This is a genomic window from Streptomonospora wellingtoniae (genome assembly GCF_031845375.1).
Taxonomy (GTDB): Bacteria; Actinomycetota; Actinomycetes; order Streptosporangiales; family Streptosporangiaceae; genus Streptomonospora; species Streptomonospora wellingtoniae.
Genome location: NZ_JAVREK010000026.1, coordinates 1 through 13,097 on the forward strand (window position 1 = coordinate 1; position 13,097 = coordinate 13,097).

Consider the following 13,097-nt stretch of genomic DNA (forward strand, 5'->3'; position numbering starts at 1 on the left):
GGTGGACAGGTCAACGCGATGTCACGCGGACAGATCTTGTATGAGTCACTCCGCCGCCCCGGCCCGCGGTGGTTCCCGTCGAAACCGCCGCGGGCACTCCCCATGATGAACCAATAGATCTTGTAGCTATCGTGATGGAAATCGATTTCCATTTGCGATGGCTACAAGATCGACGGTGATGTGCCGATCCGGTGAGCCCGCATCCGCGGCGCGCAACCGGCGTCTCAGGCGCGCGTCTGCGCGATCTGCTCGCGCAGCCCCTCGGCCGAGGTGACCGGAAGCCGGCAGCTGAAGCCCTGGCAGACGTAGGCCGCCGGCTCGCCGTCGACCAGCCCGCGGTCCTCCAGCAGCGGGACCGCGGACGCGCCGCCGGGCCGGCCCCGGGTGACCGCCGTGCCGAAGGGCGCCTCCAGCAAGGCGGTGCGGTGCAGCTCCGCGGTCGCGGGGTCGTCCTCGGGTCCCACGACGGCGATCTCCAGCGGACCCGACAGCAGGGTCTCGGCGACCGCGAGCCCCCAGCCCGCCGCGCGCGGCGCCTTGCCGGCCAGGGGGACCGCGACCGCGAGCGCCTCGTCGGCGGCCTGGCGGTGGCGCGCCGACCCGGTCAGCCCCGCGTACCACAGCAGTGCTCCCGCGGCGGCGAACCGTCCGGAGGGCGTGGAGGCGTCGGTGGGGTCCTGCGGTCGGTTGAACAGCGCCTCGCTGTCGTCGGCCGTGTCGAAGAAGCCGCCCTCGCCGTCGCCGAAGCGGTCCAGGACCGTGCCGAGCAGACGGCCGGCCAGCTCCACCCGCTCCGGCTCACCGGTTACGGCGTGCAGCGCCAGCAGCCCTTCGGCGACGTCGGCGTAGTCCTCCAGCACGCCCGCGCTCGTGCCCGCCCGGCCGTCGCGGGACGTGCGCGCCAAGCGGTCGCCGCTGACGTGCACCCGGGTGATCAGGTCGGCGGTCTCACGGGCGCGCTCGACCAGGTCGGGCCGGTCGAACAGGGCGCCGGCCTCGGCCAGGCCCGCGACGGCCAACCCGTTCCAGGCGGCCACCACCTTGTCGTCGCGGTCCGGCCGGACCCGTTTCGCGCGCGCACTCAGCAGCGAGGCGCGCACCCGCTCGTAGCGTGCGGAGTCGGCGGGGTCCTCGGGCAGGCGCAGCACCGAGTAGCCGTGCTCGAAGGTGCCCTCATGCGTCACGCCGAACAGATCGGCCGCCCAAGCGCCGTCGTCCTCACCCAGAGCGCTGTGCAGCTCGCCGGGCGTCCACACGTAGTAGCGCCCCTCCTCGCCCTCGGTGTCGGCGTCCAGGGCCGAGGCGAAGCCGCCCTCGTCGGTCCGCAGGTCGGCGACCATCCAGTCAGCGGTCTCCAGCGCCACCCGCTTGGCCAGCGGGTCGCCGCTGGCACGCCACAGCCGGGTGTAGGCGCGCACCAGCAGCGCGTTGTCGTAGAGCATCTTCTCGAAGTGCGGAACGACCCAGCGGGAGTCGACGGAGTAGCGGGCGAACCCGCCGCCGAGTTGGTCGTAGACGCCGCCGCGGGCCATCGCCTCGGCGGTGTGCTCGGCCATCATGCGGCCGCGTTCGGCGCCGGTGCGCGCGTGCTGGGCCAGCAGGAAGGACAGCAGCATGGACGGCGGGAACTTGGGCGCGCCCCCGAAGCCGCCGTTGGCGTCGTCGTACTCGCGGGAGAGCGCGTCGACCGCTTCGTCGAGCACGTCGGGGCCGGGGGCGTTGCCGCGGCCGAAAGAGCGGCTCCCGCTCAGCGCGTCGACGACGCGCCGGCCCTGCTCCACGACACCGTCGCGCTCCTCGGACCAGGCGCGCTGGACCCCCGTCAGCAGCCGCTGGAACTGCTCGCGGGGAAAGTAGGTGCCGCAGTAGAAGGGGGCGCCCTCGGGAGTGAGGAACACGGTCATGGGCCAGCCGCCCTGGCCGGTCATGGCCTGGGTGGCCTCCATGTGGACGGCGTCGACGTCGGGGCGCTCCTCGCGGTCGACCTTGATGTTGACGAACCCGGTGTTCATCATCTGCGCGGTGGTCGGGTCCTCGAAGGACTCGTGTGCCATGACGTGGCACCAGTGGCAGGCGGAGTAGCCCACTGACAGCAGTACCGGCACCTCGCGGCGCCGGGCCTCGGCGAACGCCTCCTCACCCCAGGGGTGCCAGTCGACCGGGTTGCCGGCGTGCTGGAGCAGGTAGGGGCTGGTCGCTTCGGCGAGACGGTTCGGCATACCCCCACTCTGCCCGCGCGGCCGCCGCGGATGCCACCTCGCTCCGGTCGGACCGCGCACGGCGCGGCGGGCCGGGCGCGGGGCGGCGTCCGCGCCCCGCCGACGCGGTCGATCCCCGAGAGCCGCGCGTGCCGCGGCCCTGCGCCGCCCGGCCGGGCCGGGCGGCGGAGGAGCTCAGGACGACGGGGACGCCGCGTCCGTCGAGCCGGCGGTGCCGGGGTCGGCCTCGGGCCCCGCCGTCTCGGCGGTGCCGGCACCGGCGGAGTCCTCGGCGGAGGCCGGCTCGCCGCGCTCGACCTGGATCGCGGCCAGTCGGTTGCGCATCGACTTCATCAGGAAGAAGAGGGCGACGCCGATGGCCGCCACGGCGATGAACCCGAGTACGCCGGGCGTGACGGTGTCGGCGGCGGGCCCGTCGGAGGCCAGTGTTGCCAGGGCGTTCATGCCCCTCATGCTCTCACCGACTCGCGGACGCCCGCGAAGAGGTCGTTCTCCGGGACATCGGTGTCGACCAGCGACCGGGCGAGGTGGTAGTCCTCGTACGGCCAGGACTCACGCTGCACGTCCATGGGCACCGCGAACCAGAAGCCGTCCGGGTCGATCTGGGTGGCGTGCGCGATGAGCGCGCGGTCGCGGGTCTCGAAGAACTCGTCGCAGCGCACCTGCGTGGTGATCTCCCACTCGGGGAAGTTGCGCTCCTTCATGCGCTCGAGCCACTCGGCGAAGGGGTTCTCCAGGCCGCGCTCATGCAGCAGCGCCGCCACGCGCTCGAAGCGGCCGCGGGGGAAGGACACGTGGTAGTAGAGCTTGAGCGGCTGCCAGGGCTCCCCGGTGCCGGGGTAGCGCTCAGGGTCGCCCGCGGCGTCGAACGCCTCGACCGAGACCTTGTGGGTCATGATGTGGTCGGGGTGGGGATAGCCGCCCTTCTCGTCGTAGGTCAGCACGACGTGGGGGCGGAAGGAGCGGATGGAGCGGACGAGCGGCTCGGATGCGGCCTCCAGCGACTGGAGGGCGAAGCACCCGTCGGGCAGCGGGGGCAGGGGGTCGCCCTCGGGCAGGCCGGAGTCGACGAACCCGGCGAACTCCTGGTGGACGCCGAGGATCTCGCGGGCTTCGGCCATCTCCTTGCGCCGGACCTCGGCGATGTCGTCGCGGATCTCCGGGCGGTCCATCGCGGGATTGAGGATGGATCCGGCCTCACCGCCGGTCATGGTGACGACGAGCACGTCGGCGCCCTCGTGCACATAGCGGACCATGGTGGCCGCGCCTTTGCTGGACTCGTCATCGGGATGGGCATGAACGGCCATCAGCCGCAAACGCTCGGACAACGGAACGGTCCCCTTGGGTAGTCGCGTGAGACGAATGGACGGGCGGGAAAGGCTTCCGCCCCGCGGGTTCGACCCGCGCCTCCGGCCTCGCGGACATGCGGGGCAGGGGTGGAACAGGGGCGACCCGGATCGGGGCTATCTTAGACAACGTAGATCCCACGTTCGGAGATTCCCGCATGCCCGACCGCCCCGCCGGCACCGCGACCGGCGCCACCGAGTCCGCCGCGTCCTGGACGCGGCGCCGCCTGGGCAACACCCCGGTCTTCTTCGTGGTCGGGGTGCTGGCCGCCGCGGTCTTCACGATCGGGTGGGGATACGCGCTGATGAGCTACGGCGGCTCCGGTAGCGGCGTATCCGTCCAGGTGGTGGCCTGGAAGGTCGAGTCGGCGGACGAGGCGAGCGTGAGCTTCCAGGTCAACAGCGACGCCCCCGCCGAATGCGTGATCACCGCGCGTGACGCGCAGCACGTCGTGGTCGGCCAGAAGAGCGTGGACGTCGAGTCGGGGATCCGCGACGTCACTGCGACCGTCGAGACGATTCGTGAGGCTTCGGCGGTAGAAGTGGGCTCGTGCAGGGAACAGAGTTCCACAAGGTAGTTCCGCCCCTGCTACTCGACGTCGGGACACGGCCGCGTCCCGACACCGTCCCGTCCTCCACTCGCACCGCGCGGACCAGCGTTTATCGCCCCGTTGTCCGAATGGCGCGGTGATAATCTCGTAAGTTCAGCTACGGCCGCTACGGCCGCAGTCACTAGTTAGCACCAAGGGAGTTCCCGTGACCGAGACCCGCGATGACAACGTCACCTGGCTGACTCAGGAGGCGTATGACCGGCTCAACGCGGAGCTGGAGCACCTTACGGGCACTGGTCGCATCGAGATCGCCGACAAGATCGAAGCCGCCCGCGAAGAGGGTGACCTCCGCGAGAACGGCGGCTACCACGCCGCCAAGGAGGAGCAGGGCAAGATCGAGGCCCGCATCGCCCAGATTCAGAACATCCTGCGCAATGCGCGGGTGGGCGGGGCACCGCAGAAGGCGGGCACGGTCGGCCCCGGTATGACCGTCACCATCAAGTTCGAAGGCGATGACGAAGAGGTCACCTTCCTCCTCGCCTCCCGGGAGGAAAGCGGCGCGCCGATCGACGTCTACTCCCCGAAGTCGCCGCTGGGCAGCGCCATCAACGGCAAGAAGATCGGCAAGACGGTCAGCTACACGCTGCCGAACGGACGAAGCGCCTCGGTGGAGATCATCGACGCCGTCCCTTACGGCGCGGAGTCGTCCTAACGGCGCGATCAGCAGGCGGAACGCGCGGAAGGGGCGGCCCGAGGGCCGCCCCTTCCGCGTTTGGGACCGTTTTCAGACGTGCGGTTCGGACCGATTGATTCCGTCCGATACCGCCGTCCGAGTTCACGGCGCCTCGGCTGCTCTCCGGTGAACGCGCCCGCCGGGTTCCCGACCGCCCCGCGAGCGGGTTGCTGGCGCCCCCGAGACCTGGGACCGCCGGCGACCGGCGGACGGGGCCGCGGAGCGCGCACGCAGGGCCGCCCGGCGGGCGGCCGGCGGGCGGCCGGGACGCCTTCCGGTCGCCGGGCCGTTCGAGCGGTGGCACCATATCCCGCGTGACCCCTTCTCCGTACTGGCACGGCGCCCCGCCCGGCGCACCCGGGCCGGCGCCCTACCGCGACATGCCGCCGCACAGCGGCACCCGCCCCGCGGCCTCGTTCGGCCGACGGCTCTCCGCCCGCGTGATCGACTACACGGTCATCGGCATGGCGGTGGTCCTCTTCTTCATCCTGGTCTCGTTCCTCGCCGAGGCCTCGCTGCGCGGCGGGGAGCTGGCCGACCGGTACTTCGACGCATGGGCCATGCTGTTCTTCTTCGGCACCGGGCCGGTGATGTTCCTGCACGACTGGCTGTGCAACGCCGCGCACGGGCGCACGCTGGGTAAGGCCGCGCTGGGCATCCGCGTCGTCCGCCGCGACGGCGGCCCGCTGCGCCAGGGCCAGTCCGCCGGCCGCGCCGCGATCTTCGGCCTGCCGCAGGCCGTCCCGTGCCTGGGTGGGCTGTTCACGCTGATCGACTGCCTGTCGGCCCTCGCCGACTCCGAGTCGGCGCGGACGCTGCACGACCGCGCCGCCGGAACGGTGGTGGTGCGCGGCTGATGCGCCGGGATTCGCGACCGCCGCGGTCCGCGGCCGGGACCGGCGGGGTCAGCTCTCGAACGCCAGCACGCAGGCCGTGAGGCTGTGCACGTGGTTGCGCCCGGCGACCGGGCCGATCTCGCCCGCCGCGAAGAAGCCGCCCACGCTCTCGATCCCCAGGTTCTGCTGCACCAGCCGCACGTCGTGGTCGGAGGTCGGGAACATCGACGCGCCGCGGCTGTTGCACGAGAACAGCAGCGCCGCGGAGGCCCGCCCTTCGAGTTCGTCGTTGAAGGCCTGGAGGCGCTCCACCAGGTCGGAGGCCGCGCTGTCGTAGTCGCGGACCTGGAAGCGCACGGTCTGGCCGACCTCGATCATGTCCCCGATGGTCAGCGAGCCCGACTCCGGATCGGCGCCCACGACCGAGCGCACCAGGAAGTCGCCGCGCTCGTGGCTGTCGGCGTACTCGTCCATGGCGATGCCGATGTGCAGGCCGTTGGCGGCCAACTCCTGCTCCTCCTCAGGCAGCGAGTTGACCAGGCCCTCCAGGCGTTCGTAGGCGGAGTCGCCGGCCAGCTCCAGAATGAGGTTGCCCTCGGACTTGGTGACGGCCATGGCCCGGCCGATCGGCCGGCACCCCTGGCTGACCATCGTGCCCGCGACACCGGCGCCACCCAGCATCAGGCCGATCGCCCCCGCGTCGACGACCTCGCCGCCGGCGAACAGCCGCACCGACTCCTGTCCGCGCATGCCGTCGGCGAGCCCGCCGACCAGCGGCAACCCGCCCAGGGCGTCGGTGGAGCGCTCGACGAACGACTGCGCCGGGAACTCGTAGGGGTTGACCAGCAGCAGTGCGGCGCGGTCGTCGGAATCGGGCTCGTGCATGCCCACCACGGCCAGATGGTCGCCCTCGGGGATCACGTCGAGCCGAAAGGGGCTCAGCGTCACGGCGGGCAGGTGGGCGGCCCACACGCTCACCGCGCCCTGCTCCTCGACTCCGCGTCCGCCACCGACCACGCCCGTGGCGCTGCATCCGAGCGTGACCGCGTCGCCGGCAAGCGCCATCACGCGCGTGCCCGCCAGCGTGACCTCCTCGGGGTCGGCGCCGCTGACGAAGAAGCAGATCAGGTCGGCCGGGGCGTCGAGTGCGCGCGTCGCCTCCAGCACCGCCCGCTCGGCGGCGCTCACAAGGTCGGCGCCCGTCGCCAACGCGTCACCGAACCTGGTCATCGATCGCCACCCCGCTCATCGACCCGACTCCTCCAACCGGACCATACTCCCAGCCGCACGCGATCAAACCCCTCCGGCGCCGGGCGGATTCGACGGCTTCCCCGACTTTCCTCGACATTCGCAGGAATCCACCGGAGGCGTCCGCCGATTCCCGCGACCGCGGGATGCACGCGCACTGGCGGAATCGGCGCCGGTGCATAGACTCGACCCCGTGTCTGCCTCGACCAACGGCCACACCGCCCCCGACCACCTGTCCGCCGCCTCCCAGGGTGGAGACGCTCCACCCCGCCTGCCTGCGACGCTCGGCGCCCTGCGCGCCACCGGACACGTGCACCGCCCGGTCAAGCACGAGGTGCGCGACAACCTGATCGCGCGCATGCGCGCGGGCGAGCAGCGCTTCCCCGGAATCGTCGGATTCGACGAGACCGTGCTCCCCCGGGTTGAGCGCGCCCTGCTGGCCGGCCACGACCTCGTCCTCCTGGGCGAGCGCGGCCAGGGCAAGACCCGGCTGATCCGCACCATATCGACGCTGCTGGACGAGTGGACGCCCGTCGTCGAGGGGTGCCCCGTCAACGACCACCCCTACGCCCCGGTCTGCACGCGCTGCCGCGCGCTGGCAGCCGAGGAGGGCGAGGAGCTGCCCGTGGCGTGGTGGCACCGCGGCGACCGCTACGGCGAGAAGCTCGCCACGCCCGACACCGCCGTGGGCGACCTGATCGGCGACATCGATCCGATCAAGCTGGCCGAGGGCCGCAGCCTCGGCGACCCCGAGACCGTGCACTACGGGCTCGTCCCGCGCTCCAACCGCGGCGTGTTCAGCCTGAACGAGCTGCCGGACCTCGCCGCACGCATCCAGGTGGCGCTGCTGAACGTGCTGGAGGAGCGCGACATCCAGATCCGCGGATACGCGCTGCGCCTTCCGCTGGACGTGCTGCTGGTGGCCAGCGCCAACCCGGAGGACTACACCAACCGGGGCCGCATCATCACGCCGCTCAAGGACCGCTTCGGCGCGGAGGTGCGCACCCACTACCCGCTCGGCCTGGAGGAGGAGACTTCCCTGGTGCGCCAGGAAGCCGACCTCGCGCCGGGCGTCGTGGTGCCCGACCACCTGGTCGAGATCGTCTCCCGGTTCACCCGCCTGGTCCGCGACTCCTCGTCCGTGGACGACCGCTCCGGCGTCTCGGCGCGCTTCGCGATCGCCGGCATCGAGACCGTGGCCGCCTCCGCGCGCCGCCGCGGCGCCCTGACCGGCGAGGAACTCCCGGTGGCGCGGGTCTGCGACCTTCCGCCGATCGTCGAGACGCTGCAGGGCAAGGTCGAGTTCGAGGTCGGCGAGGAGGGGCGCGAGAGCGAGGTGCTGGCGCACCTCCTGCGGCGGGCCACCGCCGAGTCCTTCCGCCGCACGCTGGGCGGCGCCGACCTGGCCGCACTCACCGACCTGTTCGCCGACGGCGGCACCGTCGAGTCCGGTGAGCTGGTCAGCGGGGCCGAACTGCTGCGCGGCGTGGGCACGCTGCCCGGGCTCGCCGACCTCATCGCCCGCCTCTCTCCCGATGAGGGGACCGGCGAGACCCCGGGGTTCGCGGCCGCCGCCGTGGAGTTCGCGCTGGAAGGGCTGTACCTGAACCGGCGGCTGTCCAAGGACGCGGTCCGCGACCGCACCGTCTACCGGACCTGAACCGCCCGACCTGCCGCCGGAGGGGAGACCCCAGGTGAACCGCTTCCGCTACGGCGAATACGACGACGGACCCGACCCTCTCGCCCCGCCCTACGACGTGCGGGCCGCGGTCGACGAGATGGGCCGCGGCATCATGGGCGGCGCCGACCCGATGCGGGCGCTGCGCGACCTGCTGCGGCGGGGCACCCAGGATGTCCGCGGGCTGGACGACATGCTGCGCGACGTGCGCCGGCGCCGCGAGCAGGTCCGCTCGCGCGGCAGGCTCGACGGCACCCTGGAAGAGGCCCGCGCGCTACTGGACCGCGCGCTCGGCCAGGAGCGCGCCGCGCTGTTTCCCGACCCGTCCGACGACGCGCGGCTGCGTGAAGCCGAGCTGGACTCGCTGCCCCAGGACACCGCGGCGGCGGTGCGGCGGCTGTCGGACTACCGCTGGCGTTCCCAGGCCGCCGCGCAGAGCTTCGAGGAACTGCGCGACCTGCTGCGCCGCGAGGTGCTCGACACCCGCTTCCAGGGGATGAAGGACGCCCTGGCCGACAGCGGGCCCGAGGACATGCAGCGGGTGCGCGAGATGGTCGACGCGCTCAACGACATGCTGGAGGCCGACGACCGCGGCGAGCACACCCAGGCCGACTTCGACCGCTTCATGGACTCCTACGGCGACATGTTCCCCGAGGAGCCCGCGCCGCAGAACCTGGAGGAGCTCGTCGACTCCCTGGCGCGCCGCGCCGCCGCCGCTCAGCGCATGATGGCGTCGCTGACCCCCGAGCAGCGGGCCGAGCTGCAGGGGCTGATGGACGACGCCGAAGCGCAGTCAGGCATGAGCCGGGCCCTGGAGCGCCTCTCGGGTGCGCTGCGCTCCCGCCGCCCCGACCTCGACTGGAGCGGCGGCGAGCGGATGGAGGGCGAGCAGGGCCTGGGGATGGGCGACGCCACCACCGCCGTGCAGGAGCTCGCCGACCTCGCCGAGCTGGACACCGCGCTCAACCAGGGTTACGCCGGCGCCGGGCTGGACGACGTCGACGAGGAGGCGGTGCGGCGCGCGCTGGGCCGCCGGGCGGTCGACGACCTCGACCGGCTCCGGGCGGTGGAGCGCGAACTGCGCGAGCAGGGCTATGTCGAGGGCTCGCGCAACCGGCTGCGGCTGACGCCCAAGGCCGTGCGCCGCCTCGGCGAGACCGCGCTGCGCGAGGTGTTCGCCGACTCCGAGGCGGCGCGCCCCGGCGGGCACGCCGACGACGCCGCCGGGCACTCGGGCGAGGCCACCGGCGCCACGCGGCCGTGGGAGTTCGGCGACGACGAGCCGCTGGACGTCGTGCGCACCCTGCGCAACGCGATCGCCCGCGGCGGCTCCCGCCCCGGCGGCCCGGTGCGGATGCATCCCGACGACTTCGAGGTCGCCGAGACCGAGCGCCGCGACGCCGCCGCGGTCTGCCTGCTGGTCGACCTGTCCTACTCGATGGCGCTGCGCGACCTGTGGGGCGGCGCGAAGCAGACCGCCATGGCGCTGCACTCACTGGTGACCACCCGGTTCCCGCAGGACGCGGTGCAGGTGATCGGGTTCAGCGACTACGCGCGCGAACTCCCGCCCAGCGGGTTGGCCGAGCTCTCCTGGGAGCCCGTCCAGGGCACCAACCTCCAGCACGCACTGCTGCTCGCCGGCCGGCACCTCGACCGCCACTCCGACTTCGAGCCGATCGTGCTCGTGGTGACCGACGGCGAGCCCACCGCGCACCTGCAGCGCGACGGTTCGGCGGCGTTCGCCTGGCCGCCTTCGCCCGAGACCACCGCGGCCACCCTGGCCGAGGTCGATCGCATGACCCGCAGGGGGGCGAGCCTGAACGTGTTCCTGCTGGCCGACGACCCGCGGCTGGAGCGCTTCGTGGACGAGGTCGCCCGCCGCAACGGCGGCCGCGTCGTCCGGCCGGACGCCGACCGGCTGGGCGGCTACGTCGTCCGCGACTTCCTCTCGCGCCGGCGCCGCGCGGGCTGACGAGGGGCGCGGGAGCGGCGGGCGGCAGCGGACGGCCGGTGGCGCACCGGCGGGCGCCGCTCAACCCCCGGCGGAGGCGGGTGCGGGCGCGCCGGTCTCGAAGTGCAGCACCATGTCGGCGCCCATCGGAGTCACCGTCTCGGTCACCCGCAGCACCCGCTCCCGGGACCACACGGTGCGCAGGGTGCGCAGGGACGGGGTGCCGGCCGCCACGCCCAGGTCCTCCGCCTCGTCAACGGAGGCGGAGTGCGCGGCGACCTCGTCGCGGTACCCGGTCTGCGCGTGGCCGTAGGCGGCCAGCACGCGGATCGTGCCCGCGGCGATGTCCTCGGGGCCCTCCAACTCGGTTCCGGCCGCCAGGTCGAGCGGGTAGTAGGAGGTCTCCAGTGCGACGGTGCGCCCGTCGACGGCCCGTACGGCGCGCCTGACGAGTGCTGCGGATGTCCCCAACCGGGAAGCGACGGACGGAGGAGGCTGGTCCGTGCGCTCGACCTGGAGTTCCTTGCTCGGCCGCCGGCCGGAGTCCACGACGAACTGGTCGAACGCGTCGTGGTCGCCGGAAGCGTCGCGTACCCGCTCCCGACTGGCCGGATAGTGGAAGCCGGGGGATTCCTCGTTCACCGGTACACCTCTCGCAAATGGGCAGCAATCGCCTAGAGCTATACCCTTTTACGCCGAGGCATGACCGACCCTTGCCCGCACTATTCCCTTACCGGCGCCGCCTGTGGCGCCCGGCGTGCCGGGGGCCGGATGCGGCCACCGCTGAGCGGGTCGACTCACCGCCGATTGTGCGGTTAGCGGTCGATTGTCGTTCCTCACCCTTTCTGAAGTGGGAATTCCTCGGAAAGCGCCGAGAGGTCGAGAAGCGCGTGGAGGCGGCAGGAGGCGTAGGTCAGGACGGCGGCAGGCGGGGTCAGCGGTCGTAGACGTTCACGTCGGTGGCCATCTGCAGCAGCTCGGGCGCGATCGCGCCCTCGGCGTAGAGCAGCTGGTGCCGGTCGGCCGGCAGGAAGGTGCGGGTGAACCGAATCGGTGTTGTGTCGGAGTAGGCGACCCGCTCGTGGACCAGCAGCGGGACGCCGGGCCCCAGTGCGAACCGGGCGGACTCCTTGAGCGAGGGCATCTTGGCGCCGACGACGTCCCAGGAGCCGGTCTGCGGATACCCGAGCTCGGCCAGCAGCTTCTTGGTGCCCTCGGGGATGTTGGCGGGGCGGTCCAGGTCGGTGCCCTCGGCGATGTGGTCGGGGTAGTAGGACTCCTGGCGCTCCCACAGCCGCGGGCCGACGAAGCGGTCGCAGCGGCGGATCACGACGAAGCCCCGCTCCTCCGAGGGGTCGAGGTGGAGCAGGCGGGCGAGGACGCCGGTGGCCGCCTCGCGACCGACCATCAGCTCCTCGCGCGGTTCGACGCCCTGCTCGCGGCGAACGCGCGCGACGTAGTTGTCGTAGCGCTCGTCGTCGGACTGGCCCTCGAACGGCGAGGCGAGGTGGATGGTGGGGCGGTACTCCCGCACCGTGCTTCCACTGCCCTGCTTGGTGTTGATGCGCCCGCGGTTGGACAGCTCCTGGAGCGCGCGCCGCACCGTGTTGCGCGACGTGCGGTAGGTGTCGATGAGCTGGTCCTCGGTGGGGATGGAGTCGCCCGGAGCATAGCGCCCCTGGTCGATCTCCTCCATGAGGTCTTGAGCGATCTCGATATGCCGGGGCTCCATCGCCTCTCCCGAGGTTCACCAATTGGTTCTAATGATTCTACCCAGAAGCCTTGACTCATCATCCATGGCGGCGCATGGTTGTAGTTGTAGGAATGAATCTAATGAAGCCGAACAGGAGACAAAGACGTCTGAACCAGATTGATCGGTCAGTCCGCTGGATTGGGTTCATTCCTCTCCCGGGCCACCCGCCCGGAGCGCGGACGCTGGACGGGCGCCCGCGCGCGACGAGAGGAGGGGAAACATGATGCCCCTGATAATCGGGATGATCGTGCTGATCCTGGTCGCGTTCTTCAGCGTCCTGCTCGGAATGCTGGTCGCCGCGACCATCGGGATCAAGCGCAGCGATCGAGGCCACTACCGCGCCCTGCGCAACGGCCGCGGTGCCGACCGGGCCTTCTCGGGTGCCGGCCGCACCTTCTCCGGTCTGCGGTTCGTGCGCGACGGCTCGGTACCGGACGAGGACACCGGGAGCGAGGCCGAAGGCGGAGATGGAAAAGAGGACGGCTCCGCCTTCGGCCGGGAGAGCGCCCTGGTCTGACCTACCGTGATACCCGAAGAGCGAAGTCCGCCGGGAGGCGGGCGGATCGCGTGCCCGGCCATCCCGGGCGCGCGGTCGCGTGTTCTCGGTGGTGACGGCACCGCACCCGGCGCCGCACCGCACCGCCCGGCCGAGGGGCCCGACGGGCGCGACACGCCCGGCGGCAATCCACTCGCAGACCTCGCCGAACCCGTAGCTTTCCACCAGCGAGACCCGATCGGGCGACCGCGCCGCACACCGCAAGCGACACGGGAGCACCCCGGCT

12 protein-coding genes are annotated in these 13,097 nt (G+C 72.2%); 6 read left to right on the forward strand and 6 right to left on the reverse strand.

The window, feature by feature from the left end:
• Nucleotides 1-224 precede the first annotated feature (224 nt).
• The 3 genes from RM446_RS20655 to mca all read right to left on the reverse strand — a co-directional run bounded on the left by RM446_RS20655 (nucleotide 225) and on the right by mca (nucleotide 3,547).
• Nucleotides 225-2,219 carry a thioredoxin domain-containing protein gene (locus tag RM446_RS20655; protein ID WP_311547037.1) on the reverse strand — a complete coding sequence of 665 codons (1,995 nt, stop codon included), beginning with the start codon at nucleotides 2,217-2,219 and terminating at the stop codon, nucleotides 225-227.
• Nucleotides 2,220-2,393: 174 nt separating this feature from the next.
• A complete protein-coding gene (locus RM446_RS20660) occupies nucleotides 2,394-2,663 on the reverse strand; it encodes a hypothetical protein (protein ID WP_311547038.1) in 270 nt (89 codons plus the stop codon).
• Between the two features lie 5 nt (nucleotides 2,664-2,668).
• The gene (gene mca / locus RM446_RS20665) at nucleotides 2,669-3,547 is read right to left on the reverse strand and encodes a mycothiol conjugate amidase Mca (protein ID WP_311547039.1); all 879 of its coding nucleotides are present in this window, start codon (nucleotides 3,545-3,547) and stop codon (nucleotides 2,669-2,671) included.
• 176 nt (nucleotides 3,548-3,723) lie between these two features.
• On the opposite strand from mca, the gene RM446_RS20670 reads away from it, so the two are divergent.
• From RM446_RS20670 to RM446_RS20680, 3 genes are all read left to right on the forward strand, one after another.
• The gene (locus RM446_RS20670) at nucleotides 3,724-4,143 is read left to right on the forward strand and encodes a DUF4307 domain-containing protein (protein WP_311547040.1); all 420 of its coding nucleotides are present in this window, start codon (nucleotides 3,724-3,726) and stop codon (nucleotides 4,141-4,143) included.
• A 178-nt stretch (nucleotides 4,144-4,321) separates the two neighbouring features.
• Complete coding sequence (greA, locus tag RM446_RS20675) at nucleotides 4,322-4,828, forward strand: transcription elongation factor GreA (protein ID WP_311547041.1); 507 nt, start codon at nucleotides 4,322-4,324, stop codon at nucleotides 4,826-4,828.
• Between the two features lie 335 nt (nucleotides 4,829-5,163).
• The gene (locus tag RM446_RS20680) at nucleotides 5,164-5,706 is read left to right on the forward strand and encodes an RDD family protein (RefSeq protein WP_311547042.1); all 543 of its coding nucleotides are present in this window, start codon (nucleotides 5,164-5,166) and stop codon (nucleotides 5,704-5,706) included.
• A 48-nt stretch (nucleotides 5,707-5,754) separates the two neighbouring features.
• Here RM446_RS20680 and RM446_RS20685 read toward each other — a convergent pair whose 3' ends face one another.
• Nucleotides 5,755-6,915 (reverse strand): FIST signal transduction protein, encoded by a 1,161-nt coding sequence (locus RM446_RS20685; RefSeq protein WP_311547043.1) that lies wholly within the window; start codon nucleotides 6,913-6,915, stop codon nucleotides 5,755-5,757.
• Nucleotides 6,916-7,165: 250 nt separating this feature from the next.
• Here RM446_RS20685 and RM446_RS20690 point away from each other — a divergent pair, with 250 nt between their 5' ends.
• A complete protein-coding gene (locus RM446_RS20690) occupies nucleotides 7,166-8,593 on the forward strand; it encodes a sigma 54-interacting transcriptional regulator (protein ID WP_311547109.1) in 1,428 nt (475 codons plus the stop codon).
• A gap of 34 nt (nucleotides 8,594-8,627) precedes the next feature.
• The gene (locus RM446_RS20695; protein WP_311547044.1) at nucleotides 8,628-10,583 is read left to right on the forward strand and encodes a vWA domain-containing protein; all 1,956 of its coding nucleotides are present in this window, start codon (nucleotides 8,628-8,630) and stop codon (nucleotides 10,581-10,583) included.
• A 60-nt stretch (nucleotides 10,584-10,643) separates the two neighbouring features.
• Here RM446_RS20695 and RM446_RS20700 read toward each other — a convergent pair whose 3' ends face one another.
• Together RM446_RS20700 and RM446_RS20705 are read right to left on the reverse strand one after the other, a co-directional pair.
• Nucleotides 10,644-11,204, reverse strand: coding sequence for a UTRA domain-containing protein (locus RM446_RS20700; protein WP_311547045.1), 561 nt, complete (start codon nucleotides 11,202-11,204; stop codon nucleotides 10,644-10,646).
• Between the two features lie 292 nt (nucleotides 11,205-11,496).
• On the reverse strand, nucleotides 11,497-12,294 hold the full coding sequence (locus tag RM446_RS20705) for a GntR family transcriptional regulator (RefSeq protein WP_311547046.1): 798 nt from the start codon (nucleotides 12,292-12,294) through the stop codon (nucleotides 11,497-11,499).
• 241 nt (nucleotides 12,295-12,535) lie between these two features.
• On the opposite strand from RM446_RS20705, the gene RM446_RS20710 reads away from it, so the two are divergent.
• Complete coding sequence (locus tag RM446_RS20710; protein WP_311547047.1) at nucleotides 12,536-12,832, forward strand: hypothetical protein; 297 nt, start codon at nucleotides 12,536-12,538, stop codon at nucleotides 12,830-12,832.
• The last annotated feature ends 265 nt before the right edge of the window (nucleotides 12,833-13,097 follow it).